The following is a 26,989-nucleotide window of genomic DNA, read 5'->3' as shown; positions in this document are numbered from 1 at the left end:
GCCTGCCTCCTCGGCCGCTCGCGCGGGGTGTGCGGGGCGCGGGGGGCGCGCGGGGCGGTGACGCCCTCTTCCTCCGGCGGCGGCGCGTTGTACGCCGCGATTTGGTTGAGCACGGTGATCGGCGATGCCGCGGACCGCGACCCCGTCAGGCGGCCGGCTGGAGTCGGACGCAGCATCGTCCGGGAGCGGGGGCCAGGCAGGCCTCGGTTCCGGTCTCCCCGGCGCCCTTCAGTACGCCGCGAAGCAGGTGGAGGTTCATGCCGCAGACCGTCTGCGTGTGGTCCTGGGCCAGGGCGTGGAAGGGGCAGTTGGACAGGACGACCGCGTCGTCCTCGCGGTGCGGCTCGAAGCCGTAGCGCTCGAGCAGGTCGAAGACATCCGTCCGGTGCTCGCCCAGTTGTGCGCCGTACTCCTCGGCCTTGCGGTGCAGGACCTGCCGCACCGGCTCACCGGTCGCGTCGGACTCCTCCACGGCTTGGGCGAGGAGCCGCCCGGCCAGCTCGTAGCGGCGGTCCGGGAGATTGAAGGAGACCTGCTTCCCCGAGCGCCGGTAGAGCTTCGCCGGCCTGCCCGCTCCCGGCCCGGAGCGTCCGCTGCGGCGTTCGTAGACGACGTCGAGCAGCGACTCGTCGGCCAGCCGGTCCAGGTGGAACGCCGCGGTCTTGCGGGCCAGCCCCAGAGCGGCGGCGGCCTCGTCCCGGCTCACCGGGTCCGACTGACGCACCACGTGGTCGTACAGCCTCCTGCGGGTCGGCTCGTCGAGAGCGGCGATGGCGGAGACGTCGGGGTCGCGTACTTCCTTCGGGGTGTCCACGAACACCAGTGTAAAACCCACAGCCATTGACTAAAGAACGGGACGGAGCTTCTATAGGAAGTGAAACTTGCCGATAGAAGGAGAGGGTCATGACCTCCGTCACCACAGACACCAGCTCCGCCGCCACCCGCAGGCGCGCGGCATTCGCCGACCCCGGCTACCAGGCGTTCCTGATCCTCCGTGCCGGTTTCACGGTGGCGCCGATCCTGTTCGGGCTGGACAAGTTCGCGAACCTGCTCGTGGACTGGCCGACCTACCTCGCGCCGTGGATCGACGACATCGTTCCGGGCAGCGCCCAGGCAGCCATGTACGCGGTCGGCGCGATCGAGATCGTGGCCGGCCTCGCGGTGGCACTGGCCCCCCGCTTCGGCGGCTGGCTCGTGGCCGGCTGGCTGGCCGGCATCATCGTGAACCTGCTGACCATCCCGGGCTACTACGACATCGCGCTCCGCGACTTCGGGCTGCTCCTCGGCGCCGTCGCGCTCGCACGGCTCGCTCAGCGCTACCACGTCGACCGGGGATGACGCGCACGGACCGGTCGCTCCTGAACCGGGAGGGTCGCTACGCCGCAGCCCCGCGCGTCGAGCGCCGGCTGGGGTGGGGCACGCCCTCCCGGTACCGAGGCCACTTGCCGTCCGGCCGCAAGTCGCCATGAGCCGGTGTTGCGCTGCTGGTCGCGCCAGCCTCGGGCATGGCCGATGGCGCACCACGAGGTGCCTCGACCGGTCGGTTCAGGGCCGGGGAGCAGAGTGGCAAGGCCCGTCGCCGCGCCGTGAAACTCAGGTCGCCGGCTCCGGACCGGGGCCCGGCGAGGGAAGCGGTCCCGGTTGCGGCGACGGCTCCGGACGCGGACCGGGTGCGGGCGGATCCGGCTCAGGCCGAGGCGGCGCCGGCGGAACGGGGTCGGGCCCACCGGGCCCCGGAACCGGCCCCGGCAGGGGACCCGGCCCAGGCCCGGGCCCCGGCGCCGGCGTGGGGTTGGGCGGGACCGGATCGTTCGGAGGCGTACTCATGCCCGGCGCGTACCCCCTCGACGGGACGCCAGTCGTCCGCTGCCCTGCAAGCCGCCGGTAGTCCAGGAAGGGCGAGCCCGCCCCTGCGGCGGATTGCGACCGCGGCCGAAGCTCGCCGGCCCGAGGCCCCGGCTCGTCGGCCGGAGGTTCCGCTCGCGGCCTCGACCGCCCGTAGCGCACCTGGCCGGGTGATACCCGGGTATGACCCTGCGGTTGGCTCCGTGGTGCGACGACGGCGCGGTCGTGCGGGCGGGAGGGTTCGGGGCGTCAGCCCAGCGAGGGTGAGGAGCCCACGATGTCCCCGATCATCCACACCGCCCGCACCGACCTGCGGAGTGCTGCCCGCGCCTTCGTAACGCTGCCCGCCGGTGTGGCCGCCGCCGCCCTCGCCCTGGTCGGCCGCCCCTCCTCCGCCGCCCGGCTGCGGACCCGGCTGACCGGCCGCACCGGCTGGACGGGCGGCCGGACCCTGTCCCGTACCGCTCTCGGCCTCCCGCTGGACCTGACGGCCTTCGCGCTGATCGGCTACGCCCTCTTCAACTCGGTCCGCAACTTCGGCTATCCGCTCTGGTACTTCGACACCGACTACCACAACGCCTGGGGCGGCCCCACCATGGCCGGCGTCTGGACGGTCCACGCCCTCGGCTGGCTCGTCTGCCTGGCCGTCCTCCTCCACTGGCCGGTCCGCTGGCTGGCCAAGGGCCAGCGCGCCCTGGACCGCCGCCTCACTTCCGCCGGCCTCGCGCCGCAGGCGCCCGACACCGACCCCGACACCGGCCCTGACCTCGCCCCCGCGCCCGCCCCCTTCCGACGGTGACGAACGCGTGCCGCCCTCCGTGTCAGTCGCGTCGGCCCCTCACTCCGCTCGGCGGGTACGCGAGCGGCCGCACGGGGACCGAGGCGGCGGGCAGAGTCCCCCTCTCCGCGGATGGGCTTGGCCGGCGTCGGCAGGTCCAGGACGGCCGCCGGAGCCGGCACGTCTGCCGCCCCGCCGAGTAAACCCGTTGCGAGTTCACCGCCTCGGTTATCTGATGGGTCGGTCATCGACCTGGGAGGGAACATGAAGGCGTCGCTACCAGCCCCTTCGTTGCACACCGCTCGTCTTCGACTGCGTGCTTTCGAAGACGCGGATGCGAACGACCTCTTCGCGCTGCAGAGCAGCGCCCACATCCTGCGTTACTGGGATTCGCCCCCGTGGACCGAGCGCTCGCGCGCCGAGGAGTTCATCGCTGCTTGCCGACGGATGGAACAGGACGGGACCGGGGTGCGGTTGGCGGTGGATCGTGTTTCCGACGGGGCGTTCGTCGGCTGGTGCACCCTCAGCAGTTGGAACCCGGACTTCCGCAGCGCGTCGCTCGGCTACTGCTATGACGACGCAGTGTGGGGTCAGGGCTACGCGACCGAGGCCGCGCGCGCTCTGCTGGGATGGGCGTTCGACACGCTGGACCTGAACCGCGTCCAAGCCGAGGCCGATACGCGCAACGTGGCTTCTGCTCGCGTGCTGGAGAAGCTCGGCTTCGTGCGTGAGGGGACGTTGCGGGAGGACTGCGTCGTCAACGGCGACGTGTCGGACTCGTGGGTCTACGGGCTGCTCAGACGGGAATGGCAGCCGTCGTCCGAGGCGGTTCCCACCCGCCCGAGTGCCGTCGCTCGGCATCCGGTATCGACCCAGCCCACCACGCACCGACGCGAGGTGGAGGAGCTCGGTAGCTCGCTGGGCTCATAGCCCAGAGGTCGCGTGGTTCGAATCCCGGCCCCCGCTGAACCGACCTCTGACCGGCCAGATGTGCCGAAGCGCGATGGTTGTCACCAGTCGCCTTAGCGGATCTTGACGTGCTGGGCTGTCCGCTGCCGGGCACGGCGGCTGGGGTTCGCAGTCACGGACGCTGCTGCTGGTAGGCCGCGCCGATCATGACCTTGCAGATGGCCTTGACCAGCGGCGAGGTTGGTCGCCGATCACGAGCAGGACCCCGGCCAGTTAGCTCTCGCGCAGGGAGTGCGGGAACTGGCTCCAGAACCCCTCGGTCCCGCTGTCGCTCGACACGGGCTGTGCAGTAGGTCGCGTCCAGGTACGGCGGATCGAAGGGGGCATCGCCACTCGGTGTCCGACCGGCGGTCTCCATAGTGGATACGGTGTTGCTGTTATGGTGCTGGGCGAGGAGGTGGACGTTTCCGTGGCAGCAGTTGGTCCTACGCGAGCGACCCAGGCATCGGGTCGGGGCCCGGGGCGTCCGCCCGTGCCGTTGGAGCGCATCGTCTCCACCGCACTGGAGATCGTGGACGATGAAGGGGCCGACGCCCTCTCGATGCGGACGCTGGCCCAGCGCCTGGGCTCGGGCACGGCGACGCTGTACCGGCACTTCGACAACCGGACAGCGCTGGTCGCCCATGTCGTGGACCGCATGTTCGGTGCCGTGGAACTGAACGGCGACGAACTCCGCGCGATGGGCTGGCAGCAAGCGCTGCGGACGGTCGCGCACACCATGTTCGAGGCCCTGGCCCGCCACCGGAACGCGGCGCGCCTGATGGCCGAAGAGATACCGCTGGGGCCGAATGCCATGGCGCTGCGGGAACACTGTCTCGCGGCGCTGCTCGACAGCGGCTTCCCGCCGCGACTGGCCGCGCACACCTTCGCCACCCTCGCCCGCTACGTCCTCGGATTCGCCATACAGGTCAACGGTCATGGCGGCGGCGGGCAACGCGACGACGCGCACCTGTCCGCCGTGTTTCAGAGCGCCGATCCGGCCTTGTTCCCGGCAACGGTCACCGTCGCCGGGTCGATGCCCGTTCCGATCGAGGACGAGTTCTCCTTCGGCCTCGAACTCCTTCTCAGCGGGCTTGCCCACCTGCGCGACGACGCCTGACCAGCCAGGACGATGCGAATCTGAGGCCGTCGGACTGTGAAATCACAGCTCGGGGCGGCATTGCTTCCAGGGCGAAACTGCCGGAGCTGCCCATCGGCGGAGGCGTGGACTGGATCCGCGGCGCCTCAGGCGAACAAGGCCCAGAGGTATGAGGCGACAAGCACCGCGCACACGGCAGCGGGCACGAATTTGGCAACCGGGTCGCCCTTGCGCAGGTGTACGACCACAGCTCCGGCGAGCAGCAGGAGAAGGCCGACCCCCGCGAGGCCGCCGAGCGACGGCACGGCGGGGCCGAGCGCCACGCCCGCGACTCCTGCCAGTTGCAGCACGCCGATGCGGCGGTAGGCGGCGACGGAGAAGCCGGTCTCGGCGGCCAGCTCGCGTGCCTTCGGCAACGCGAGTGTGTTGAGCACTCCGCTTGCCCCGAAGATCAGGACGATGGCGCAGGCGAGGGTGATGGTGAGGATCATGAGGTCTTTCCCGGGGTGTCGGCGTCATGGCGGCTTGGGCGTCAAGGGTGACGACCTTGTGGCGAGCAGGTCGTCACGAGACCGTTATTGGATGTGTCGGGCGCGGTCGGGTTGCCGGCCGGGCGCAGCACTCGGCGACCGGACGGGCGATTGAGTCGATCAGGTCGGGGCTTGTCGACGACCGTCCACTCCTGGGCATTCGTCGCGCAGCGTGCCCAGCCACCCGCCCGGAGCGTGGGAGTCCTCCTCGGGATGGTGCTCCAGGGCGTTGCGACAGCTGTTCCAGCTCGGGATGGCCGGTGATGACGCGGCCGGAGAAGTCGACGACCCCGGCGTCGGGCGCCTCGATGACGTTGCCGACGGCTGCGATGGTCTCGCGACGGCGAGGATGTCGACATGCTCGGCGTCCGGCCGGTGGGGCGTCATCGTGACGACCTGCGCCCCGCGCAGCAGTATGCGGCCTATTCAGCGGCCCCCGAACCGGGGTGGGTGTGGCTCGGCTGGGACATGGTGCGGCTCCTTGCCTGGGGCGTCATCGCCCGCACGGCGGCTTGTGTGGTGGTGAGGAAGTCCCGGGTGGCGATGTACCCGATGTAGCCGTCGGGACGGATCAGCAGCAGCGTGTCGCCGGTCAGGCCGTAGGCACCGCGCAGCGTGTTCTTGGGGTCGGAGAAGGCGCGGCCGTCGCCTGCGGCCGGTACGACGGTGAGCCGCTTCAGCGGGGCGCCCGTCGTCGGCCAGTCGAGGAGTTCGAGGTCCCGGGCGGCGCCGGGGCCGTAGGCGATGGCGGTGAAGTGCGGTCCCCGGAAGAGGTCGAACAGGCGGGTCTCGGCGCCGTCGGCGCTGAGCAGGCGGGCGTCCGGGGCGCGGTCGCCCACGCGCAGCGTGCCGGAGTCGCCACCGTCGGTGGGGGCGAGCGGGCCGCCGTAGTAGGTCAGGGAGAGCTGCTGCTCGTCCTTGCCGCGCTTCATGCTGGAGGGGTCGAGCTTGGCGATGCCGCCCCATTTCTCCGTGGACAGGCCCAGGACGCCGGCGGCGATCGGCTGCCGCTCGGCCTCGTAGGTGGCAAGGAGGGCGGGGTCGGCGCCGGCGAGGACCTGGCCGAGCTTCCAGCCGAGGTTGTAGCCGTCCTGCATGCCGGTGTTCAGGCCCTGGGCGCCGGCCGGGGTGTGGACGTGCGCGGCGTCGCCGGCGAGGAAGACCCGGCCGCGGCCGTAGTGCTTCGCAAGACGGATGTTGGGCCGGAACACGGACTTCCAGTGGATCTCGTGCAGCTGGATGCGCCGGTTGCGGGTGTGGGAGTGGATCCGGTCGACGATGGCGCCGATCTCCTGAGGCGGCTCCTCGTCGGGCGTCAGCCGGATCATCCACTGGAACATGTCGCTGCCGGGGAGCGGGCAGGCGGCGATGAGTTTGCCGCCGAGGCCGGGCCACATGTGCCACCGGTTACGGGCCAGGCCGCTGACGGAGGCGTCCACGATCAGCACGCGGTCGGACTCGTCCGTCGTCCCGACGAAACCGATGCCGAGCTGCTTGCGCACCGCGCTGGAGCCGCCGTCGGCCCCTACGGCGTAGCGGGCGACGATCTCCTCGGCCCCTTCCGCGCCCACGACCGTGGCGAGCACCGTGTCCTCGTCCTGCGTCAGCTCGGTCAGTTCCTTGCCGAACTCGACCTCGCGGCCGAGCTCACCGAGCCGGGCGTGCAGGGCGCGGTCCGTGCGGAACTGCGGGATCAGCCAGGTGTTCGGGTACGGGACGTCCGGGGTCGGCTCCGCGTGGGGGAACATCTTCCACGGCACGCTGAGGGGTCCGGCATGGAGCCCGAGCTTGGGATAGAGGTCGCCGCCGGCCAGCACGTCGTCGAGAGCGCCGAGGTCTTCGAGGACTTCGAGGCTGCGGGGCTGGATGCCCTTGGCGCGCGAGCCGTCGAAAGCGTGGGGGGACCTGTCGACGATCCGGACGTCGAGTCCGCGGCGTACGAGGTCGATCGCCAAGGCGGAGCCCGAAGGGCCGGCACCGATGACCAGGACGTCGATGGTCTGCGGGTCGTTGTTCATGGGTCGAGCCTTTCGGTGCGTGCGGACACGAACGGGACGAGCTGGTCGGCGACGTCGTGGGGCCGTTCGAACGGGGCCATGTGCCCGCACTTGGTAATGATGTGATGACTGTGAGGCTTCAGCAGGACGCGCGCCGTGTCGAAGTGAACCGGCGGCGTGACGGTGTCCTCGTCGCCCCACAGCAGCAGCGTCGGAATGCCCAGCGCCCCCGTCCGCCGGAAGAGGTCGTCACGGCCGCTGAGGGGCAGGTGCTGGAGGGTGTCGAAGACCGCGTACATCGAGCCCTCGAAGCGCAGGCAGTCGAGGACCATCTCGGTCAGTTCCGCGCCGAGCTCGGGGTCCCGGACGTTGTGCCCGAGGTGCCCCTGGAGGAGCCGGAGGCCGCGACGGCGGGCCACCACTCCGGCCAGCAGGTCGCTGCGCAGCAGCCGGTCGGGGGAGGCCGGCCGAGGTTTCGCGAGACCGGCGGGGCCGACGATGGCGAGCGTGGACACCCGCGAGCGGTACTGGGCGGCGTACGTCATGGCGACGAGGGCACCCATGGAGGTGCCGACCAGGTGCAGGGGTCGCGCCGTCAGGCCGAGCCGGTCCGTCAGCTCGGCCAGCTGCCGGGTGAACAGCGTCTCGTCGTACCGTGCCCGCACCCGGTCGGAGTAGCCGCGACCGTAGGCGCTGCAGGTCAGCGTGCGCAGCCCGTGGGCGTGCAACTCGGCGACGAGGCCGTCCCAGTAGAACAGCGGGATGGTCAGACCCCCCGCCATCAGGACCACGTCCCCGTCCTCGGGCCCCGTCAGCTCGTAGTGGGTGACACCGTCGGACAGCTCGATGAAACTGCCGCGCAGCGCCTTGCGCGAGTCGGCGGTGAGTTCGCGGTCCTCGCCCGAGGCGACGAAGTACTTCATGGAACGGGCCTCCTTGCCTTCAGTTCGCGGGGGTGTCGGCGCAGGAGCCGAGGAACGTCGCGATCGCGTCCGCGACCCACCGCGGTTCCTCCTCCGGCAGCAGATGTCCGCCGTGGGGGTGGACGAGCTCCTGGGCGCCGGGGATGTCGCGGGCGAAGTGCTGGCCGTCGATGCCCGCGCTGCGCAGCACCAGCGTGGGCGCCGTGATGCGGGGGATCTGCGAGCTGCGGTCCGGCTGGTCGGTGTTGCAGAAGTCGACGAAGGCCGAGCGGTTACCGGGGCGGCTCATGAGCTGATGGGCGCGGTCCACCATGGCGTCGTCCACGATCTGCGCATGCGGCCCGACTGCCTCGCGCAGGCTGCGCTCGATGGCCCCGCGCGGCATCACCCGCCTCAGCAGGGGCCGCACCAGCGGGTTGCGGGTCAGGCGCATCCCCGCGGGCACCGTCTTCTCCGGGTAGCCGGTGGCATTGACCAGTACCAGGCCGGTCAGCCGCTCCGGGTGATCCAGTGCGACGTTCCAGGCGATGTTGCCGCCCAGGGAATTGCCGGCCAACGCGTAGCGCGGCACGTTCAGCGCCTCCAGGAAGCCCGCCACCGTCGCGGCGTACGCCGGGATGCGGTAGTCGCGATCCTTGCGCGGGCCCGTCAGTCCGAACGCCGGCAGGTCGGGACGGATGACGTCGAACGAATCCGACAGCAGATCCGTCGCGCGGTCGAAGTGCTGCAGGGACGAGGCGCTGCCGTGCAGCAGCACGAGCGCCGGGCCGTGCCCAGCGCGCTTGTAGTGGATCCGCAGGCCGTCCACCTCGACGAACCGGGAATCGAGCTGGGGCTCGGACCAGATATCCATAATGGATACACTGTTGCCGATAAGGTGGTCGTGTCAAGTGGAAGCCCTTGTCGCGGGCGCGGTGTGGCGCGGCGCGGCGCCTCGGCCGACTCCTGCCCGAACGGAAGGTACGCAGTACATGACACTCCGACGCGTTCTCGGTGGACTGGGCGCCGCGGCGACCCTCGGCGCTGCTGCGGCGATCAGCACGCGTCGCCGCGCTCTGGCGGCAGTCCCCCGCGAGCTGTGGCACCCCGTGCTCTACCTCCCGCTGAACTTCGGCAACCCGGTCACTCTGGCCATCGCCCGCCGCCTCGTGCCCTTGGCGGGAGCCGCCGTGAGGCCCGGCGTCCGCGTCGAGCGGCACACGCTCCCGGCCACGGCCGACGACCTCCCCGCAGAGGTGCTCACCTACCAGGCATCAGGCCGAGCGCCGCGCGCAGCGCTGCTCTGGATCCACGGCGGAGGAACCGTCATGGGCGCCGCTCGGCAGGAGAACACCTGGTGCAGCCGCGTCGCCGACGAACTCGGCGCCCTGGTCGTCAGCGTCGACTACCGCCTCGCACCCGAAAATCCGTACCCCGCAGCCCTGGACGACTGCTTCGGTGCGCTCCGCTGGCTTCACGCCAGCGCCGCCGCCCTCGGCATCGACCCCACCCGCATCGCCGTCGGCGGCGAAAGCGCCGGAGGCGGACTCGCCGCCGCCGTAGTCCAGCGCGCCCACGACTCCGGAGTACCGGTCCGGTTCCAACTCCTCGTCTACCCCATGCTCGACGACCGCACGGCCCTACGCGCCGACCCTCCCGACAGCACCATCCACACCTGGACCCCGGACTCCAACCGCTTCGCCTGGACCTCCTACCTCGGCCGCCCGCCACAGGACCGCGACGAACGCCCCTACATCGCGGCGGCAAGGCGTAGGAACCTCGCCGGGCTGCCGCCCGCGTGGATCGGCGTGGGCGACCTCGACCTGTTCCACGACGAAGACGTCGACTACGCCCGACGCCTGAACGAGGCCGGCGTCGCCTGCGAGCTGCGGCTCGAACCAGGCATGTACCACGGTGCTGATGCCTTGCTCGACGGCAGAGCACCCTCGATGACCGCTTTCCGCACTGCCGCGCTCGAGGCTCTGCGAACTGCCCTGGCAATGCCCTGACCGCCCCGGACATGCCGAACCAGCCTCGGCGACCAGGCCAGCTCGGTGAGTCGAGAGTGGATCGGGCTGCCCATTGGAGGCCAGGCACTGGGGGCAGTAGCGCCCAAGGCGGTGCGCTGCCCAGCCGGCCGGAACGCGCCGGGGTGCCTGCGTGCCAGGAGCGCCAGGAGTGCCAGGTTGGCGATACGCCGGGTGCTGCGGCGCCGAGGACGAGTTGCGCTCCGCGGCTCCTTCCTCGCGCCGGGCACGCCACCAGTCGATTCCCCGCGGCGCAACGCCGGCCTTCCTCGCCCGGGCCTCCAGCAGCTGGATGCGGTATCTGAACGCAGTGTCGTCATCGCTCTGCGGGACGTTCGTGCCCGAGAACCAGGAACTGAGCTTGCTCCGGCCGAGCTTCACCGGCGGCGTCAACCTGGCGGCCTGAGACACGATCGCGCCGTACGACAGGCCCGAAGCATCACGCAGCGCCCGTAACTCAGCGGCAAGCCGGTATCGCGCCGACATCTCCCCCACAGGCCTTCCCCGTTCGGTCTGACCCCCTCGCTGAACACTATCTCCACCCACCGTGGCCTGGCATGACGAGCTGTCCAGGTGTTCCCGCCGGCGCCGCCCGGGAGGTGATCCAGTACGCCCTGGACCTGTGGACCCAGATGTGACCCGGCCACTCCGTTGCGCGGGCCGCTCCACTCCAGTGTGTACACATGTCGAGGACGGACTGGCGGCCACGCCAACAGCCCAACCGGCTCGTGACGTTGAGCGTGGGTGCCAGAGAGCGGGGTGCGGCAGCGGCACGACAGGAGTCGAGATCGCTCACGGCTGGTGACGAAGGGAATTCACGAGGTAGTAATTAGGTGAATCCCAAACTGAATTACCGTCAACAAGCTCGGTCCGTATATCTCGATTTGATAACGAGATTCCCGGAAAGGCCTGAACCTTTCACGCGCTGACTTCCAACTGGCCGCATTTCCAAGGGAATTGAGTGTTCATCAGATCAGACCAGGAAGGTAACGGTCTGATATCTCGACAGCCATTCCCGTTTGCCCGAATTCTCCACCGGGCGCGTCTGGCAGGCTTCCGCCACCCACTCCTCCGACCAAGGATTTGAGGTGCGCATGACTAGTCATCGCAAGAAGCGTCAACACAGACGTAGGCCCAGGGGATTGATGCTCGCCACCGTCGCCGTGGCGTCAGCGGCGGTGATCGCGGCAGGTGTCGCGTACGCCGGCATCGGGGGCGACGCTCAGGCAGGAACGTCCGCACAGGGCATACCCGTGCAGACCGGAGCCCCGGCAGCACCCCTCGCGCCGGCCGCGGTGCCGGCCCGGGACGAGGAGCCGGAGCCCATCGCCAAGAAGCCCGCCAACGACACCCGGCGGGGCCTGGTCTACGACGGGCTCAAAGCGGCCGCCAAGGGCGACCGTTGCACGGGCGTCTACCGCACCAACGCCGGACTGTGCACCCATGGTCCCGACGCTCCGCCCAAGGGCGTGAACATCAAGGCGGACGTGGCTCCCGCCGTGACCGCCAAGACGCCCCCGGCCAAGCGCCCGCAGGACGCGCCCGCCGCCGACGCCGCCGGGGCCAGGGCCGCGGCCGCCGCGGCCCCCGAGCCCGCCGCGACGTCGGGAAGCCAGACCGCCGCCGCGGGCCCCGCCGGTCAGACCGTCCAGTGCGACGGTGACGGCAGCACCGGCAACCGCGTGCAGGTCGTCTACGTACACGGCCCCGACCGCGACCGGTACGCCGAGTACGCCGCCTCGTTCCGCAAGTGGGCCGCCGACGCCGACCTCATCTACGCCACGAGTGCCAAGGAGACCGGCGGCGTACGGCACATCCGCTACGTGACCGCGGCCGACTGCACGCCGACCGTGCTCAACATCGAGCTCCCGGCTTCCGCGCTCGCCGAGTTCAGCGCCACCAACAGGGCGCTCGCCGACAAGGGCCTCAACCGGCGCGACCGCAAGTACATGATCTTCGCGGACACCAAGGTCTACTGCGGCATCGGCACCTTCGCCGGTGACGAACGGCCGGGCCAGAACAACCAGAGCAACTTCGGCCCGTCCTACGGACGTACGGACGCCGGCTGCTGGGGCGGCCACACCGCGGCGCACGAACTGGGACACAACCTCGGCGCGGTCAACAACAGCGCGCCCAACACCAGCCGTGGCGCGCACTGCACGGACGAGTACGACGTCATGTGCTACTCGGACACCCCGTACTACCCCCAGATGCGTTACGTGTGCACCAACCAGGCGGCCGAGAACATCCTGGACTGCAATCACGACGACTACTTCCACACCAGTCCCAGGGCCGGCAGCTATCTGGCCACGCACTGGAACATCGCCGACAACCAGTTCCTGATGCGGTCCGCGGGCGGCACCGGTCCCGACCCGAACCCCACTCCGACGCCCACCCCGACACCGACGCCGACGCCCACCCGGCAGCCCACCGGCGGGCCGCCGGTGACGGTCAGCCAGATCCAGTCGACGGCCGCGGTCGTGAGCTGGCCCCAGGTGGACGGCGCCGCCTGGTACCAGGTCCTGCTGAACGACAGGCACCTGACCTGGGTGCAGTCGCAGGCCCTGCGCATCTACAACCTCCAGCCCGGCACCACGTACAAGGTCGCCGTCTCGGTCCGTGACCGGTCCGGCCGTGACAGCGGCGCCGGACGGACCACCACCTTCCGCACGGCCGCGGCGGACGGCGGCGCGACCACCCCGGGCACCCGCTACACCCTGGGCAACGCGGGCACCGGCATGGCCGCCGAGGTCTGGGGCGGGCGCTCGGCCGACGGCACGGTGCTCGTCGGGGCGCGGGCCACCGGTTACGCCCAGCAGCAGTGGCTGTTCGACGACGCCGGCAGCGGACTCTTCCGCATCCGCTCCGCCGTCTCCGGCAAGTGCCTGCAGACGGGCGGAGCCCCGGCCCAGGGCATGTGGATCGCCCAGCAGGCGTGCGGCAACGCCGCCACGCAGAGGTGGAAGCTGACCAGCCGCAACGGAGCGGTCACCGTGACCGACCCGAGCGGCGCCTACGCCCTGACCGTGAGCAACCGCCCCTACTACGGGAGCTGGCTGCTCGATCTGCAGGCCACCAACGGCGGCGCGACACAGGCATGGACGGTCCAGAAGGCCTCCTGACCCCGGCCTGAACCCAGGCGACGCCGGCCTCCGCGCCGGCCGGGCGCCGGTGGACGGCCACCACGGCCGTCCACCGGCGCCAACCCACCGCACCCACGCACCAGGAACACCACGACGATGCGAACACAACGCACTCTCCGCACCGGCACCGGTCTCGGCGTCAGCTTCGGCCTCCTGCTCACGCTCCACGTCCACGCCCTGGCCCTGCCCACCATCGCCCAAGCCCACGGCGACACCCTCGACGTGGTCGTGACCGGCCAGCGTGACGGCCACATCACCACCGACATCACGTGGGACAACGACGGGGATGCCGTCGACGAGACCGTCGCCGCCACCGTGAACGCGACCAGCCCGGACGGAACCCGATCCCTGGGCCCCTGGACGCTCGTCCGCGACCCCGGCAGGCGCACCGGCTGGAGGACCGCCGAAACCCTCGCCCCCGGTACCTGGAAGATCACCGTCGACGTCGGCTTCCCCGCCCTCGGCCACGCGGAAGGAGAAGTCTCGGTCCCCGTGGTCGACCCGTCACCACCCGGCCCCCACAAGCCCCCGACCGCGTCCGCTCCAGTCCCCACGACGGCCGCCGCGCCCAACCTGTCCGCGACGGTCCCGTCCGCGACGGCGCCCGTGCCGTCCTCTCCCGCCGCGCGCCCGGCAGACGACCACAAAGACCGCACAGTCGAATGGTCCGTGGCCGGCCTGGCCGGATTCGCGCTCGTCGGCGCCGCAGTCGGCATGCTCGTACGCCGAACCCGCACCCACAAACACTGAAATCCGGCGACGCCGGATGCCCTGCCTGAAGCGGCGCGGCCTTGAGGCCGTTGATCCGCCGGCAGGCGCTCCCGTCGGAGGCCTGCGACTGCCCGCCTGGCGGCACGGGGCGGCCAGGCAGCGCCGAGTCAACACCGTGAGTACGCCGGCCTCAAGGCGAACCCCAGTCGGCCTGGAAGTCCAGCGTGTCGCCGAAGGTCACCTGGGTCAGGCCGGAGCCGTCGGCGGCGGCGGTGAACAGGTTCATCGGGTCCGTGTCGTCGTAGCCGCCGCGCGAGAACACCAGGCGTGAGCCGTCCGGCGACCAGGCGGGGTCCGTGTCGTTCAGGCGGCCCGCCGTGATCTGGCGCAGCGACGTGCCGTCCGGGCGGCACACGTACAGGTGGGCCGTGCCGAGCGTGTCGGTCCTGCTGAAAACGATCCAGCCCGTGCGCGACCAGTCCGGGTCGCTGTCCCCCAGGGTGCCCGGCGGAGTGACCGGTGCCTCCTCCATCTGCCAGGGGTTGAGGCGTACGAGGGACTGGTGACCCGCCGCGTCGCGCCGGGTGAAGACCAGGAAGATGCCGTCCGGGGACCAGGACGGCTCCAGGTCGTCGACCGTGTTGTACGTGAGCCGGACGGGCGCGTAGCCAGGGGTCACCACGAACAGCTCGTTCTGACCGCCGACCCACTTGGCGAACGCGATCCGCTTCCCGTCCGGCGACCAGACCGGGTCGCGCCCGTCCTCGGTGCCCGGCACCGGCACCGGACCGCTGCTCGACGTGGTCCATATCCGCTGCGCCGGCTCGCCCAAGCTCTGTCGGGCGTAGGCGAGCTGGAGACCGTCGGGCCGCCACGCCGGCATCACCTCGCTGGTGTCCGGCGTGGCGGTGACCCGGTTCGGGAAGCCCCCGCTCGGCGAGACGGAGTAGAGGTCCTCCAGCGGTCCGCCGAGCCAGTGCCGGGTGAAGACGATCGGAGCGGGCGTGGCGGCCTGGGCATGGCCGCCGGGCAGCAGAACACCCGCGAGCACGGCGGCGAGTACGGCGGCGGCCGTACGGACCGGTCTCAGGTTCATGTCGGAAGATCCCTTCGCGCAGTGTGCACCGGAAACCCAGGCGTCGACCGTCCATGGGAACGCCCCGAAGCGTCAAGTCACCTTGCTGTTCGGGGCGGCCGGCCGCGGCGCCGGCCTTCCGCCACTCAGGGGCAGCCCTGGCCCGGCGGGTCCCGGGCCGGCGCGACCGGCAACGCGTAGGGATCGACCGGCAGCTGAGGCGGCAGAGGACCGGGCCCCGCCGGCCTGACGGTCGGCGGGGCCCGCAGTGGCGCTGCGCTCACTCCTGTCCAGTGCTCGGGGTCAGCCGCGCACGTGAAGGCCGAAACCCGTGCGGCCCGCCGGCTCCAGACCCTCCTTCAGGTGCAGCGAGGGGATCTCGTAGTCGCCGAAGTTCTGCTTCCGGAACGGGATCGGCTCGGTCGACTCCAGGGTGAGCAGGCGCTGTCGCCACGCCTTGGCGACGTCCTGGTAGTCCTCGTCGGTCATCCGGTCGGTGCCGTACAGCACGAACGGGGGCAGCACGTCGAGGCCCGGGTAGTACAGGATGCCGTGGTGGATCGGGAACAGCAGGTCGTCGATGGGGCCGTTGATCCCGCGGGCGGCGTAGTGCGACTCCGGGCCGCCGGCGGTCACCGACAGCAGGGCCCTTCGGCCCGCGAGGGTGCCTTCGCCGAAGCGCTCGCCGTACCTGGTGGCGCTGTGCTCGCCGACGCCGTAGGCGAAGTGGTAGGTGAACACCCGGTCGACCCATCCCTTGAGGATGGCGGGCATCGTGTACCACCACAGCGGGAACTGGAAGATGACCGTGTCGGCCCACAGCAGCTTCTCCTGCTCGGCGCGGACGTCCGGGGTGAGCGTCCCGGCGTCGAAGGCCCGGCCCGAGTCGCGGGCGACCTGCAACGGGGTCGAGGCGTCGGGGCCGTAGTCCGCGGCGTCCACGACCGCCTTCCAGTTCATGGCGTACAGATCGCTCACCCGTACCTCGTGCCCGGCGGCCTCCAGCGTGGACACCGCGAGGTCCTTCAGGGAGCCGTTCAGCGACTTCGGCTCCGGGTGGGCGTAGACGATCAGCGTCTTCATGGGAACTCCTTCGGATCGGATGCCTTCGATCCTGGGCGCCGGGGCGCCCGCTGTTCAGGGACGCCTCGTCCGACGGACCGGACTTCCTGGTACTGACGGGACCACCTTCCCGGGCAGTCCCGACGACATACTGAGGACATGGACGATCTTGCGGGTTTCCTGCGGACCTGGCGTTCCCGGGTCGACCCGGCGGCTCTCGGCATCCCCACCGACAGCCGCCGCCGGGTCGAAGGGCTGCGCCGCGAAGAAGTGGCGCACCTGTCGGGAGTCAGCGTCGACTACTACGTACGGCTGGAGCAGGGCCGCGCGAAGCAGCCCTCCGAGCAGGTCCTCGACGCACTCGCCCGCGTCCTCGGCCTCGACGCGACCGAACGCGGGCACCTCTACCGGCTCGCGCGACAGCGCCGCCGCCCGGCGAAGGCACCGGGCGGCCGGGTCCGTCCGGAACTCCTGCGCGTCCTCGGCCTGGTCCCCGACGCACCCGCGCTCATCACCGACCATCGCCTGGACGTGCTCGCAGGGAACCGCCTCGCGGGCCTCCTCTTCGGCCGGCCGATCCCAGGCCTGAACACCGCGCGGCACATCTTCCTGGAGGAGGCCGAGCGGGGCCTCTACGCGGAGTGGGAGCAGTGCACCGTCGACGTGGTCGGGCATCTGCGCCTGGCCGTCGGCAAATTCCCCGACGACCCGCGCCTGGCCTCCCTCATCGGCGAGCTGGCGATGGGCAGCGAGCGCTTCCGGCGCCTCTGGGCGCGTGCGGACGTGCGCGCCCGCACCCATGGACGCAAGGCGTACCGTCACCCGCTGGTCGGACTGCTGGAACTGCACCACGAGAACTTCGCTCTGCCGAACGAATCGGGCATGGAGCTGGTGGTCATGTCCGCGGCCCCCGACAGTCCCTCCGAGGACGCACTGCGCCTGCTCGCGGGCCTGGGCTCGGACAGTCCTCACACCCATCCCCTGGTGGAGGTCATCGACACCGACGAGCTCCGCCGCTGATCCCAACACGAAGCCGCTGCTGACCGCGTACGTCCTGGTTTGGCGGTAGTTTCGTGCCCACCCCGACAGAAGCGGAGAGGCCGGTGAGGACGAGAGCCGCGACCGTGTGGTTCACGCCGGCCCTGCGCACGCTCACCGTCGTCGTGGGCGCGGGGTCATTCGGACTGGGGGCGTTCGCGGTCTTCGCGACCCAGAACGGGACCGGCGCGGCGGCGCTGATCGTGTTCGGGGGCGTCCTGCTCCTCCTTGGTCTGCTGGGCAGTCATGTCGAGAGCCTTGAGTTCGGAGGGGCCACCCTGAGGCTTCGGGCCGCCGCGGCGGAGAGGTTCGCCCTGGCGGAGGAGTCCGAACGTCTGGGCGACGCCGCCACGGCGCGCCAGCTGCGAGCGGAGGCGAGGACCCTGCTGGACGCTGCGGGACCGATCGCCGCCGACTACGGCTCGGTGCGCGGGTCGATGCGTCCTGGTGCCGCGCGCACCCGGGCCCTGGAAGAGGTGATCGCCCGCGCGCGCCGCTTGGCGCAGGCACGGTCCTTCGAGTCGGCCGAGGTCCTGCGCTGGTTGCGGGAAGGTACGGATGAAGAACGCATCACCGCCCTGGCGATGATGCAGGCCAGGCCCGAACTGCGGAACTTCGAAGCCGCCCTCGCCGCCATCACACGGCCCCGTAGCCCGTTCGAGCAGTATCACGCCATGCGGCTCGCGGCGCAGATGGTCGACGAACTCGACGAAGGCCAGGCCAGGAGGCTGGCTGAAGCAGTCGACAGGCAGAAGGGCTTTCGCTTCCGCAGGGACGCAGATCGCGTGAGGCTTCGGGACGAGATCCTCAGGAAGGTCCGGGGACGCTCGTAGGCGGCCGCACGGCGGGCGCCGGGGTGGCAGGTGGCGCGCGGCCGAGGAAGGGCGACAGGCGGCGGGTGGCAGGTGGCGCGCGGCCGAGGAAGGGTGACAGGCGGCGGGTTCGGCTTCGGTGTCCTTGGCCGGCGCTTGAGCGTCCCGCTCAGGGTTGGTGTCTCGCGTGCCGTCCGGTGCGGGATCCCGCGTACGCAGCGGTCCGCAGCGCGCGCAGTCGGTGGCCTGGGCCGAAGTCGCGCACCGGGGTGAGGTACGGGTCGAACGCGTACCCGCTGTCGCCGCTCCCCGGCCGATGCCGCAGGGTGAGCCGGGCGAGCGGATGCCAGTGCTCCTGTGCGCCGAAGCAGAGCTCGAACTCGAGCGGACGTGTCTGCGAGGCACGGCCGACCAGTACGGGGTCGGCCCGGAGCGCGGCGGCACCGGGTGGCGGGAAGGCCGCGATCACGCCCCTGCGCGCGCCTACGGTGTAGTTCAGCAAGGTCGAGTACGGCCCCGCGTCGGCGGAGCGGCGGGGAAGCGGGAGGTGGCGGGCGAGCCGGCCGCGGCCGCTGCTGGTCATCAGCAGATCCACCGGGCGACCGGCACCGTCGGCGTCCTCGATCCGGAGGGCGAGGCCGAGGCCGTCCGGCAGTGGTTGGGGCAGGCCGGCGGCCCTGGACCAGCGCGCCGTCACCGCGTACGTGCCGGGCCGGTCGAGCCATGCCACTCCCCACGGCGGCCCGGTGGCCGCCACGACGAGCCGGCCGGTGAGGACGACCCCGCGCGGGTGCAACGCGGGCCGCCCGCGCACGCGGCTCACGGCGCGCGCGGCCCGGAACGCCAGGCGCTCCGGGCCGCTCACGACGCCACCTGCGCCAGGGCTGTCAGGCATGGCCCGCGCCTACCCGGGTGGACGCAGCCGACACGTACGGTGTGGAGCGGTCCGAGCGGGGCAGGCGCCCCGCCGGAAGGCCGGAGCAAGGAGGCGGTCATGTCCGATGCGGTGATCGTGGCGCGCGCCCAGGGACTGTTCAATGTGGTGGGCGGCATGTGGCCCGTCCTGTCGTTGAGAAGCTTCGAAGCGGTCTACGGCCCCAAGACCGACCGCTGGCGAGCAGCGCACGAACGGCGCCCTGCTGGCCGCCACCGGCATCAGTCTGCTGCTCGCCGGACCCGGTTCCGAAGGCATGCGGCACGCCCGCTGCGTCGGCACCGGCAGCGCCCTCACCCTCCTGGCCGCCGACGTGGTCTACGTGCCGCTGCGCCGGATCCCCGCCACCTACCTGCTCGACGCCGTCATGGAGGCGGCCTGGCTGACGGCCTGGTGGACCGCCCGGGTGCCCCGAACCCGCTCACGATTCCGCCGCACGGCCTCGCTGATCAGACCGAAACGACGGTAGTCATTCGGGCGCAGAGAGAAGGACCCGGCCGGTGACCGACGCCGTACCGAGGGTGCACGTGACCAGCGGACCAGCCTGTTCGGTCACTTGTTGACGGTGCAACCGGTCGAACGGCGGGGAGGAAGACGCCCAGCTGGTTGCCTTCGTCTTCCGCAAGCGGGAGCACGGAGGCCGGCTGAAGGTTCGTAGGGCGGCATTCGGGTTACTCGCACGGCATGGCACCTCTATGGCAGCGAAAGCGCGATGACCAGGAGCAGCACGACGAGCGGCGGCACCCGGGCGCCGGTCGGGAAGGCGACGGCAGGCCCGGGGGTGGAGGCGGCCCTGATCCGCAGGTCGAGCGCGATGCGCCCGATGCGCCGACGGACATGGGCAAGAGGTCGTGGGGGGCTGTGCTGAAGCGGACGCTGAAGGAGTTCAAGGACGACGAGCTGACCGACCGGGCGGCAGCGCTGACCTACTACGGCGTCCTCGCGCTCTTCCCAGGGCTGCTGGTCCTGGTTTCCGTGCTCGGCATCTCGGGGAAGTCGGCGACGCAGCAAGTCCTGGACAATCTGACGAAGCTCACTCCCGGCGCAGCCCGGGACGTCATCACCAATGCGGTGACCCAGCTGCAGTCCTCCAGCGGTACGAGCACCGTCATGGCGATCGTCGGTCTGCTGGTGGCCTTGTGGTCGGCCTCGGGGTACGTGGCCGCGTTCATCCGCACGTCCAACGCCGTCTACGACATCCCCGAGGGCCGCCCCGTCTGGAAGACCACCCCGTTGCGGCTGCTCCTGACGCTGGTGCTGATGGCCCTGGCCTGCGCCAGTGCGCTGCTCGTGGTGCTCACCGGTCCGCTCGCCCGGCAGATCGGTACGGCCCTGGGCATCGGGGACACGGCCTTGACGGTGTGGTCGATCGCCAAGTGGCCGGTCCTGGTCGTGCTGGTCACCTTCATGATCTCGATCCTGTACTGGGCCTCTCCCAACGCTCGGGGCCGCGGCTTTAAATGGATCACGCCGGGGAGCTTCCTGGCACTGGTGATCTGGATGATCGCCTCCGGGGGCTTCGCGTTCTACGTGGCGAACTTCGCCTCCTACAACAAGACCTACGGCACCATCGCGGGAGTGATCATCTTCTTGGTCTGGCTCTGGATCACGAACCTGGCGATCCTGCTCGGCCTGGAATTCGACGCCGAGCTCTCCCGCGAGCGCGCCATCATCGGCGGCCACCCCAGGGAACGGGAGCCCTACGTCGAGCCTCGCGACACGCGCAAATGGAGTGATGCGGAACGCAGGGGCATGGGCGAGCACTGAACCAGGGACTGATGCGCCATGGGACGGAAGCAGGTCGTCAGGCGTCCTCTGGAGAGCTTCCGCCGCCTCGATCGCCGTCTGACCCGCCGGGCCGCGTCCTGGACCTCCCCCTGGGTCCGGCAGGTCCTTCCGGCCGTGGACTCCGCAGCCGAGGGAACCAAACTCTGGTGGGGCATGGCCGTACTCATGGCCGCAACGGGCGGACGCACGCAGCGCAAGGCCGCGGCAGCCGGGCTGCTGAGCATGGTCATCGCACAAGTGCTGTCGAACGCCGCCGGCAAGCAGCTCCTGAAGCGGCCCAGGCCGCCCCGGCAGCTCATCCCTCACGACGATGCCGAGGACCGGCCGGACTCCTCGTCCTTCCCCTCCGGGCACACCGCGGCCGCTGCGGGCTTCACAGCCGCCGTGGCCGCGAGCAGCCCGTGGTGGGCAGCCGCGGCCGGCGCCGTGACCGCGGTGGTCGCCCTCGACCGCGTCCACACCGGAGCGCACTACCCGAGCGACATCGCCGCCGGCGCCGCCATCGGCATCGCCAGCGCCAGGCTGGTCCACCATGCGCCCCGCCTGCTGTTTCATGTCGTTCTCTGGCGTGCCCGGAAGGTGAGCTAGGAGTCCGCCTTGCCGCCCGGTGCCCGTGCTGCATCCCCCGTGACGCGGGACAGGGACGCAGACGATCGTGCAGGAAGGGCCCCGACCCTGCCGAAGCGTGGAGGTCGGGGCCCTTCTGCAAGAGGCGTGTAGCGCCTGGTCAGGCTACTCGCCGAGGGCCTTGCGTCGGCGCATCCACCACATCAGGCCGCCGCCGAGGGCGACGATCGCCGCGGCGATGCCGGTGATCAGGCCGATGGGAGTGTCGGAGCCGGTGTCGGCGAGGTCGCCGTCGGGGTCCGGCTTGTTCGCCGGCGGGGTCGTCGCACCGTCACCGGGGCCCGGGGTGGTGGGCTCCGGGGCCGGGGTGGACGGCGGATCGGTCGGGTTCGGCGGGTCGGTCGGGTTGGGCGACGGGGTGTTGCCGTCGTCGTCCTTCTGGCCGTTGGAGTTCCCGCCGAGGAGGAGCAGCCGCTCCCGCTCGGTGTCGTCGGTCATGGCCTTGACCGAGGTCTTGGTCTGGCGGGGCAGGTGCCGGTTCTGGAGGGTGAACTCGGCCTGGGTGACGTTGCGCTTGGGCTGCCTGGACAGGTCCACGCCGCCGACGGTGATGACCCAGACCTCCTCACCCTTGGTGAGCTCGTACTTGAACTCGCCTTCCTTGAAGACCTTGACGTACCTGTCGAAGACGTCGGTCTTCTTCCAGCCCTGGTGCGGGGCGCGGATCGGCCACTGCTTCACGTCGTTGCTGTTGATGATGGTGCGGTAGTCCGTCGGCCGCTGGGCGTCCTGCTGGCGGACGAACTCGGCCGCGACGCGGGACTTGTAGACGCGGCGCAGGTCGGCGTACTGCGGGTCCGTGTTGATCCACTTCTCGACCTCGGGCACGATCGTGCTGCGGAACACCCGCTCGTTGTGCTCGATCTCGGCCTTGGTCAGCGAGTCCTGGCAGGGCTTGCCGCCGCCGGGGCCGGGGGTGTTGACCTCGGCGTACTCGGACTGGAGCTTGAGCGGCGCGTCGAGGATGTAGATCCCGCCGTCCTGCTCGCGCACCTTCGCCGTCTTCGGCTCGATCCAGTTCCGCATCGACGTCAGGCACGGCCAGCCGTTGACCTTGGACAGCCGGTCCCAGGTGTTCTTGCCGAGTTCCGTCTTGGGGTCCATGGCCTTGTAGAAGTCGTGCTTGAGCTGGAGGTCGGCCTCCAGCAGCACCCGGCCGGCGTCCGTGGACGCGAACTTGTCGTCCATGATCGTGCCGGGGGTGTCCGGGTTGAGGTTCACCCAGAACTTGTCCGGCGTCAGCGCCAGCCACGTGAAGAACGCGTCCGAGGCCATCTGCGCCTTCGCCTTGCCGCCCCAGCCGACCGTGTCGTTGTCCGGGTCTTCCTTCGCGGCGAAGGAGTAGTCCAGGCCCTTGCCCTTCACGGGCGTGCCGACGTACTGGATCTCGAGGGTGGAGAAGTCGATGCCGCCCGGAGTGGGCATCTGGGAGACGCCGGGGATCCGGCCGATGCGCTGAAGCCGGTCGGCGAGCTGCCTCGGGTTCTCCGGCGACTTCTGGATCATGTCGTTGCCGCCGCCCCGCGAACCGGTGCTGGTGCCGGGCTTGGCGTTCATGTACGGGTCGACACGACGCGTCGGGGTGTTCGACGTACCGCTGGGAGCCTTCTCGACCGCGTCCGCCTTGTACGAGATCTTCTTTACCCGGTCGGGGGCGATCTTCCGCAGGTCGGCGTCGTGGTTCTTCGCGCCGCCCTTCGTCTCCCGCCCGTACGCGTAGGAGATCTTCTTGTCCTTGTGGTTCGGGTCCTTCAGCAGCGCCTTGTCCTTGGGGCGCTGCGTCGGGTCGGGCTTGTCGTTCGACTTGCCCTCGACGATCTCCCCGGTGCGCTTGTTGTAGGCGTCCGCACGCCGGACGTAGCGCTCCTTGGTGTCCGGGTCGACGACCTCGAACTCCTTCTCGCAGATCCAGTCCGGACCCACCAGACCGAAGTCGTAGACGAGCTTGGCCATGTACGCCTTGCCGCGGGGGTCGTTGCCGCCCCTGGGGATGTAGTAGTCGTCCCGGTACGTCTCGAACGGCACCCCCTTCCACTGGGTCGACTTCTGCGCCTTCTTGTAGTAGGCCCAGACCCGCCGCTTGTCGCCCTTCTTGTAGTCGTCCGGGTTGTCGCTGATCTCCTTGAGTTCGTCGTCGGTCGGCGCGCGCAGGCCGTCCCACTGCTTCTGCCCGTTGACGTAGTCGTACTCGTCGCGCTCCGCGTCCGGCCGGACGTATCCGTCGGCCGGGAGGCCGCCTTCCACGACGTCGGAGAAGTCGTAGTAGTCCTTGTACTCCTCGTCGCACCGCCTGCCCTGCTTCAGCGGCGGCTTCGCCTTCGCCTCGGCCTGGTCCCAGCCGGGCAGCCCGGTCAGCGAGACGGCGCCGGCGCAGGCCAGCGCGATCGCTGCCCGCGCCCACCAGCGGCGTCGGGAACGTATGTGTTGGGTCACGGAATCCCCCTGGGGGCCCCAGGTCAGTCAGATTTCCTCGCGCGGCGCCACGGGCCCCCGTGCTCGGTTCGGCGCCTGTGCGGGAGCAACGTTTACCCTAGGCCCTCAACTCGGCCTGCCCACGCCGCCATTACTGACGACACACCGACAACTCACGTGCCGCGCGGGATCTTTACACCGCGCACACATGGTTCGCCTAGTCTCGGGGCATGGAGTGGACCGACCCGCGCGACATGGACGAGGACGAGTACGCCGAGTACGTGCGCGAAGCGAAGACGCGAGACCACGTCAGCGCCCACAATCAGGTGCTGGAGGAGTGGCTGGAACGGCAGAGCACCGGATTCCCCGCCTGGGCGGAGGAACACGCCGGCCGCGGGCCGTGGGACTTCGCCGTGGATTCCCTCCCCCGGCTCGAGGCGCTCATCCGGGACGCGTTCGACAGCCCCGCTCAGGCGCGCACGGCGATGGACACGCCGTTGGTCGCGGTCGCGGCCTGGTACCTCGGCGAGGTCCACAACCGCGCCTTCGGAACCCAGTGGCAGTTCCACCCGTCCTTCGCCGACGACAACCCCCTCGACCACCGGCCGCACATCACCGTGCCCTGGGAGCGCCGGGAGGAATTCCACTACACCGACCCCGAGCACATCGAGGACGACGCGCGCCCGATCTACTCCCCCACCGAGATCCTGTGCAACCTCCCGGCCCGGCCTGCGGATGAGGGCCTCCTGCACCGCATCGACAGCCGGTGGGAGGTGCCCACCTTCTGCGACGATCCGTCCTGCCGCCACCACCGCAACAGTTAGCCGTCGCAACGCGGCGCGTCGTGCCTCCCGGCGCGATCGGACCGTGCGCGCCGTGCGCGCTTGATCCGGCGCGCGCCTCACCGCGAGGGGAACGCAAGCAGGGACCGCACCGACCACGCCGCGCGGGACTCGCCCAGCGCCCAGCCGTCAGCGTCAGCCGTCAGCCGTCAGCCGTCAGCCGTCAGCCGAACCACACCACCAGGCGGACGTTCTCGTCGCCGTGCACTGCCGCCAGCTCGCGCATCATCGCCCACACCGGGCCCCAGCGGTCGCCGTCCGGTGGCGCGAACACGCGGGGCGTGATGTCCACGGGGCGGTACACCACCCCGTTCAGCTGTACCTCACCGCCCTCCGGCCACTCATGCGGCAGCAGGTCCTCGCCGAAGAGCTCTTCGGCGGCGTCGAGGATCTCGGTCGGCGTCCAGTACACGTCATGCAGAACCAGTTCGCCGTGCGGGCCCGGCCGCCACTCGCCGATGTGCATCCAGGAGGGTCTGTCAGCCAGGGGCGCGTCCCAGTCGACGGCCTCGACCTCGGCCCAGGTGGCGTACGAGTGGCTGTGGTTGATCTCGTCGTCCGGCACGTCGCCCGAGACGTCGTCCGGCTTGCCCCGCTGGTCGAACAGCGCCCGGTCGTGGTCCAGGCCGAGGCCCCCGCCGTAACCGAAGAGACACTCCCGGGCGTAGCGGTCGCGCACGAGCGCACAGTCCGGTAGCCAGTCCCGGGCCGTCCACCGGCCGTCGAGACCGCGCACCTCGATCAGACCTTCGATGTCCGTCCCCATGAGTGTCGATCTTAAGCACCGGTGGTCTCGCTCCCTTCGTGCGACTTCCGGACACAGCGGAGAGAAATGGCCGGAACACGCCGTCGGTGGCGGGAACCCCGCCGGTGTCCCGGCACTCATGCTCGGTGAGCAAGTCGCCCGGATCGTCCGGGTCGACCTCATCGGACCAAGAAGTCGAGGGATACGTGCTCCGTTCGCTTTCGCCGCGCCGTCGTCCGGCCGCGGGTGCCCTGCTGATCGCCGCCGCCGCACTCACCGGGAGTCTCGCCCCTGCCGCTCCCGCAGCCGCCGTCACCGACTCCGCCGACTCCGTCGTACGGGTGAACGCGGCCGGGCACGGGTCCGCGCCCGCGTCCACGCCCGCGCCGGACATGGCCGGCGTGGTCGCCGCGCTGAACAGCGCCATGGCCAACGGCGCGCCGGGCGCCATGGCCCGCTACAGCGGCCCGGAGGGCGTGCGGAGTCGCGCCGTCGGCGTCATGAACCGCGAGACGGGCACGCCGATGGACATCCACGCGCGGTTCCGGATCGGCAGCGTCAGCAAGACCTTCTCCACGGTCGTGCTCCTCCAGCTGGTGGACGAGGGCCGGCTGGATCTGGACGCTCCGGTCAACAGCCTGGTGCCGGGCCTGCTGCCCGACGACCGGATCACGGTCCGCCATCTGCTCACCCACCGCAGCGGACTCGCCGACTACACGGACAAGATGTTCGAGCACACGGTGCCGGGCTTCGAGTCCGTGCGGAACCGGGTGTTCTCCTACCAGGAGCTGGTGGACCTGTCCCTGGCCGAGCCCCGCACCACGGAGCCCGGCGTCACGTACCGCTACTCCAACACCAACTTCGTCGTCGTCGGCATGATCATCGAGAAGCTGACGGGCCGTCCGGTGGCCGACGCCTACGAGCGGCGGATCTTCAAGCCGCTGAAGCTGCGCGGCACGTCGTACGTGCACCCGGACACGCGCATCGCGGGCCGGCACGCGCGCGGTTACCTCCACCCGGACGAGGAGGGCTCGCCGCTGGTCGACTCCACGGAGCAGACCGTGTCGTGGGCCCAGTCCGCCGGGGCGGTGATCTCCACCCCCGCCGACCTCAACACGTTCATGAGCGCGCTGATGCGCGGCCGGCTGCTCTCGCCCGCGATGCTGGACGCCATGACCACGGTGACGCCGACGGACACCACCGGCACCCGCTTCTACGGGCTCGGGCTGCGCCGCTACAACCTGTCGTGCGGCACGCAGGTGTACGGCCACACCGGCACGGTCCAGGGCTTCTACACGTACGCCTTCGCGACCCGCGACGGGCGGCGGAGCCTGGCGGCGCTGGCGAACACCTCGAACCACGGTGCCGCCAACACGGCGCTGGGCGGCACCTTGGAGGCTGCCTTCTGCGGCCCGAAGCCCACGACGGGCGACGCGCCCAAGGCACGGGCGGCTTCGCCCGGCACGGGCACGGCGAACCGGAGCGCGACGGACCACGCGGCGGAGCGTGACCTGCCCGAGCGCGGCTGACGGGCAGCCTGCGCCGGGCGGCCCCTGGAAGTGGGGGGGGGGGGGGGGCCCCGCCGGCGGGCACAGCACCCCCCCCGCCACAGCGGGCAGCCCCCGCCCGCACACACCGCCACGGGCCCGCGGGCCCCCCCCCCCCCGCCCCCCC

At 70.8% G+C, this 26,989-nt stretch carries 23 protein-coding genes, 1 tRNA gene and 1 pseudogene; 15 read left to right on the top strand and 10 right to left on the bottom strand.

The window, feature by feature from the left end:
• Window positions 1–145: 145 nt before the first annotated feature.
• Window positions 146–820: a helix-turn-helix transcriptional regulator gene (locus tag ACFVGS_RS17175; protein WP_385692931.1), complete on the bottom strand. Its 675-nt coding sequence runs from the start codon at window positions 818–820 to the stop codon at window positions 146–148.
• A gap of 83 nt (window positions 821–903) precedes the next feature.
• Between ACFVGS_RS17175 and ACFVGS_RS17170 the strand changes: the two genes are divergently transcribed.
• From ACFVGS_RS17170 to ACFVGS_RS17150, 5 genes and pseudogenes are all read left to right on the top strand, one after another.
• Window positions 904–1,338, top strand: coding sequence for a hypothetical protein (locus ACFVGS_RS17170; protein ID WP_384417478.1), 435 nt, complete (start codon window positions 904–906; stop codon window positions 1,336–1,338).
• 784 nt (window positions 1,339–2,122) lie between these two features.
• Window positions 2,123–2,644 (top strand): hypothetical protein, encoded by a 522-nt coding sequence (locus ACFVGS_RS17165; protein WP_385692898.1) that lies wholly within the window; start codon window positions 2,123–2,125, stop codon window positions 2,642–2,644.
• 243 nt (window positions 2,645–2,887) lie between these two features.
• Window positions 2,888–3,448: pseudogene (locus ACFVGS_RS17160) on the top strand (GNAT family N-acetyltransferase); the annotation flags it as partial.
• A gap of 66 nt (window positions 3,449–3,514) precedes the next feature.
• A tRNA-Met gene (locus ACFVGS_RS17155) sits at window positions 3,515–3,590 on the top strand.
• 474 nt (window positions 3,591–4,064) lie between these two features.
• On the top strand, window positions 4,065–4,691 hold the full coding sequence (locus ACFVGS_RS17150) for a TetR/AcrR family transcriptional regulator (protein ID WP_385692897.1): 627 nt from the start codon (window positions 4,065–4,067) through the stop codon (window positions 4,689–4,691).
• Window positions 4,692–4,816: 125 nt separating this feature from the next.
• Here the strand turns inward: ACFVGS_RS17150 and ACFVGS_RS17145 are convergent, their stop codons facing one another.
• The 4 genes from ACFVGS_RS17145 to ACFVGS_RS17130 form a co-directional block, all read right to left on the bottom strand.
• A complete protein-coding gene (locus ACFVGS_RS17145; RefSeq protein WP_385692896.1) occupies window positions 4,817–5,161 on the bottom strand; it encodes a DoxX family protein in 345 nt (114 codons plus the stop codon).
• 461 nt (window positions 5,162–5,622) lie between these two features.
• Complete coding sequence (locus tag ACFVGS_RS17140) at window positions 5,623–7,218, bottom strand: FAD-dependent oxidoreductase (RefSeq protein WP_385692895.1); 1,596 nt, start codon at window positions 7,216–7,218, stop codon at window positions 5,623–5,625.
• Entirely contained in the window at window positions 7,215–8,120 is a 906-nt protein-coding gene (locus ACFVGS_RS17135) for an alpha/beta fold hydrolase (RefSeq protein ID WP_385692894.1), read from the bottom strand. Before ACFVGS_RS17135 ends, ACFVGS_RS17140 begins: the two co-directional genes overlap by 4 nt.
• A gap of 19 nt (window positions 8,121–8,139) precedes the next feature.
• Window positions 8,140–8,973 (bottom strand): alpha/beta fold hydrolase, encoded by an 834-nt coding sequence (locus tag ACFVGS_RS17130; protein ID WP_385692893.1) that lies wholly within the window; start codon window positions 8,971–8,973, stop codon window positions 8,140–8,142.
• 118 nt (window positions 8,974–9,091) lie between these two features.
• On the opposite strand from ACFVGS_RS17130, the gene ACFVGS_RS17125 reads away from it, so the two are divergent.
• From ACFVGS_RS17125 to ACFVGS_RS17115, 3 genes are all read left to right on the top strand, one after another.
• A complete protein-coding gene (locus tag ACFVGS_RS17125) occupies window positions 9,092–10,108 on the top strand; it encodes an alpha/beta hydrolase (RefSeq protein WP_385692892.1) in 1,017 nt (338 codons plus the stop codon).
• A gap of 1,163 nt (window positions 10,109–11,271) precedes the next feature.
• Entirely contained in the window at window positions 11,272–13,248 is a 1,977-nt protein-coding gene (locus tag ACFVGS_RS17120) for an RICIN domain-containing protein (protein ID WP_385692891.1), read from the top strand.
• A 117-nt stretch (window positions 13,249–13,365) separates the two neighbouring features.
• The gene (locus ACFVGS_RS17115) at window positions 13,366–14,019 is read left to right on the top strand and encodes a hypothetical protein (protein ID WP_385692890.1); all 654 of its coding nucleotides are present in this window, start codon (window positions 13,366–13,368) and stop codon (window positions 14,017–14,019) included.
• Between the two features lie 151 nt (window positions 14,020–14,170).
• Here ACFVGS_RS17115 and ACFVGS_RS17110 read toward each other — a convergent pair whose 3' ends face one another.
• Together ACFVGS_RS17110 and ACFVGS_RS17105 are read right to left on the bottom strand one after the other, a co-directional pair.
• The gene (locus ACFVGS_RS17110; protein WP_385692889.1) at window positions 14,171–15,076 is read right to left on the bottom strand and encodes a TolB family protein; all 906 of its coding nucleotides are present in this window, start codon (window positions 15,074–15,076) and stop codon (window positions 14,171–14,173) included.
• A 282-nt stretch (window positions 15,077–15,358) separates the two neighbouring features.
• Entirely contained in the window at window positions 15,359–16,138 is a 780-nt protein-coding gene (locus ACFVGS_RS17105) for an NAD(P)H-dependent oxidoreductase (protein ID WP_385692888.1), read from the bottom strand.
• Window positions 16,139–16,276: 138 nt separating this feature from the next.
• Here ACFVGS_RS17105 and ACFVGS_RS17100 point away from each other — a divergent pair, with 138 nt between their 5' ends.
• Both ACFVGS_RS17100 and ACFVGS_RS17095 read left to right on the top strand, forming a co-directional pair.
• The gene (locus ACFVGS_RS17100) at window positions 16,277–17,137 is read left to right on the top strand and encodes a helix-turn-helix transcriptional regulator (protein WP_385692887.1); all 861 of its coding nucleotides are present in this window, start codon (window positions 16,277–16,279) and stop codon (window positions 17,135–17,137) included.
• A gap of 104 nt (window positions 17,138–17,241) precedes the next feature.
• On the top strand, window positions 17,242–17,988 hold the full coding sequence (locus ACFVGS_RS17095) for a hypothetical protein (RefSeq protein ID WP_385692886.1): 747 nt from the start codon (window positions 17,242–17,244) through the stop codon (window positions 17,986–17,988).
• A gap of 148 nt (window positions 17,989–18,136) precedes the next feature.
• Here the strand turns inward: ACFVGS_RS17095 and ACFVGS_RS17090 are convergent, their stop codons facing one another.
• Window positions 18,137–18,832 carry a phosphodiesterase gene (locus tag ACFVGS_RS17090; RefSeq protein WP_385692885.1) on the bottom strand — a complete coding sequence of 232 codons (696 nt, stop codon included), beginning with the start codon at window positions 18,830–18,832 and terminating at the stop codon, window positions 18,137–18,139.
• A 325-nt stretch (window positions 18,833–19,157) separates the two neighbouring features.
• On the opposite strand from ACFVGS_RS17090, the gene ACFVGS_RS17085 reads away from it, so the two are divergent.
• The 3 genes from ACFVGS_RS17085 (at window position 19,158) to ACFVGS_RS17075 (ending at window position 21,277) form a co-directional block, all read left to right on the top strand.
• A complete protein-coding gene (locus ACFVGS_RS17085) occupies window positions 19,158–19,370 on the top strand; it encodes a hypothetical protein (RefSeq protein WP_385692884.1) in 213 nt (70 codons plus the stop codon).
• 215 nt (window positions 19,371–19,585) lie between these two features.
• A complete protein-coding gene (locus ACFVGS_RS17080; protein ID WP_384406538.1) occupies window positions 19,586–20,668 on the top strand; it encodes a YihY/virulence factor BrkB family protein in 1,083 nt (360 codons plus the stop codon).
• A gap of 18 nt (window positions 20,669–20,686) precedes the next feature.
• The gene (locus ACFVGS_RS17075; RefSeq protein ID WP_384406540.1) at window positions 20,687–21,277 is read left to right on the top strand and encodes a phosphatase PAP2 family protein; all 591 of its coding nucleotides are present in this window, start codon (window positions 20,687–20,689) and stop codon (window positions 21,275–21,277) included.
• Window positions 21,278–21,421: 144 nt separating this feature from the next.
• Here the strand turns inward: ACFVGS_RS17075 and ACFVGS_RS17070 are convergent, their stop codons facing one another.
• The gene (locus ACFVGS_RS17070) at window positions 21,422–23,749 is read right to left on the bottom strand and encodes a hypothetical protein (protein ID WP_385692883.1); all 2,328 of its coding nucleotides are present in this window, start codon (window positions 23,747–23,749) and stop codon (window positions 21,422–21,424) included.
• Window positions 23,750–23,958: 209 nt separating this feature from the next.
• On the opposite strand from ACFVGS_RS17070, the gene ACFVGS_RS17065 reads away from it, so the two are divergent.
• A complete protein-coding gene (locus ACFVGS_RS17065) occupies window positions 23,959–24,552 on the top strand; it encodes a hypothetical protein (RefSeq protein ID WP_384406544.1) in 594 nt (197 codons plus the stop codon).
• Between the two features lie 181 nt (window positions 24,553–24,733).
• On the opposite strand, the gene ACFVGS_RS17060 is transcribed toward ACFVGS_RS17065, so the two are convergent.
• On the bottom strand, window positions 24,734–25,336 hold the full coding sequence (locus ACFVGS_RS17060) for a hypothetical protein (RefSeq protein WP_384406546.1): 603 nt from the start codon (window positions 25,334–25,336) through the stop codon (window positions 24,734–24,736).
• 185 nt (window positions 25,337–25,521) lie between these two features.
• On the opposite strand from ACFVGS_RS17060, the gene ACFVGS_RS17055 reads away from it, so the two are divergent.
• A complete protein-coding gene (locus tag ACFVGS_RS17055) occupies window positions 25,522–26,844 on the top strand; it encodes a serine hydrolase domain-containing protein (protein ID WP_384406548.1) in 1,323 nt (440 codons plus the stop codon).
• Window positions 26,845–26,989: the final 145 nt, after the last annotated feature.

The organism is Streptomyces sp. NPDC127114, assembly GCF_042677525.1.
Classification (GTDB): domain Bacteria; phylum Actinomycetota; class Actinomycetes; order Streptomycetales; family Streptomycetaceae; genus Streptomyces.
This window is presented reverse-complemented; position numbering and strand designations above follow the sequence as displayed.

Coding starts and splice junctions, on each gene's coding strand:
- ACFVGS_RS17170 (WP_384417478.1), top strand. CDS start 904: ATGACCTCCGTCACCACAGACACCAGCTCCGCCGCCACCCGCAGGCGC.
- ACFVGS_RS17165 (WP_385692898.1), top strand. CDS start 2,123: ATGTCCCCGATCATCCACACCGCCCGCACCGACCTGCGGAGTGCTGCC.
- ACFVGS_RS17145 (WP_385692896.1), bottom strand. CDS start 5,161: ATGATCCTCACCATCACCCTCGCCTGCGCCATCGTCCTGATCTTCGGG.
- ACFVGS_RS17140 (WP_385692895.1), bottom strand. CDS start 7,218: ATGAACAACGACCCGCAGACCATCGACGTCCTGGTCATCGGTGCCGGC.
- ACFVGS_RS17135 (WP_385692894.1), bottom strand. CDS start 8,120: ATGAAGTACTTCGTCGCCTCGGGCGAGGACCGCGAACTCACCGCCGAC.
- ACFVGS_RS17130 (WP_385692893.1), bottom strand. CDS start 8,973: ATGGATATCTGGTCCGAGCCCCAGCTCGATTCCCGGTTCGTCGAGGTG.
- ACFVGS_RS17125 (WP_385692892.1), top strand. CDS start 9,092: ATGACACTCCGACGCGTTCTCGGTGGACTGGGCGCCGCGGCGACCCTC.
- ACFVGS_RS17120 (WP_385692891.1), top strand. CDS start 11,272: ATGCTCGCCACCGTCGCCGTGGCGTCAGCGGCGGTGATCGCGGCAGGT.
- ACFVGS_RS17115 (WP_385692890.1), top strand. CDS start 13,366: ATGCGAACACAACGCACTCTCCGCACCGGCACCGGTCTCGGCGTCAGC.
- ACFVGS_RS17110 (WP_385692889.1), bottom strand. CDS start 15,076: ATGAACCTGAGACCGGTCCGTACGGCCGCCGCCGTACTCGCCGCCGTG.
- ACFVGS_RS17105 (WP_385692888.1), bottom strand. CDS start 16,138: ATGAAGACGCTGATCGTCTACGCCCACCCGGAGCCGAAGTCGCTGAAC.
- ACFVGS_RS17100 (WP_385692887.1), top strand. CDS start 16,277: ATGGACGATCTTGCGGGTTTCCTGCGGACCTGGCGTTCCCGGGTCGAC.
- ACFVGS_RS17085 (WP_385692884.1), top strand. CDS start 19,158: ATGCGGCACGCCCGCTGCGTCGGCACCGGCAGCGCCCTCACCCTCCTG.
- ACFVGS_RS17080 (WP_384406538.1), top strand. CDS start 19,586: ATGGCACCTCTATGGCAGCGAAAGCGCGATGACCAGGAGCAGCACGAC.
- ACFVGS_RS17075 (WP_384406540.1), top strand. CDS start 20,687: ATGGGACGGAAGCAGGTCGTCAGGCGTCCTCTGGAGAGCTTCCGCCGC.
- ACFVGS_RS17065 (WP_384406544.1), top strand. CDS start 23,959: ATGGAGTGGACCGACCCGCGCGACATGGACGAGGACGAGTACGCCGAG.
- ACFVGS_RS17060 (WP_384406546.1), bottom strand. CDS start 25,336: ATGGGGACGGACATCGAAGGTCTGATCGAGGTGCGCGGTCTCGACGGC.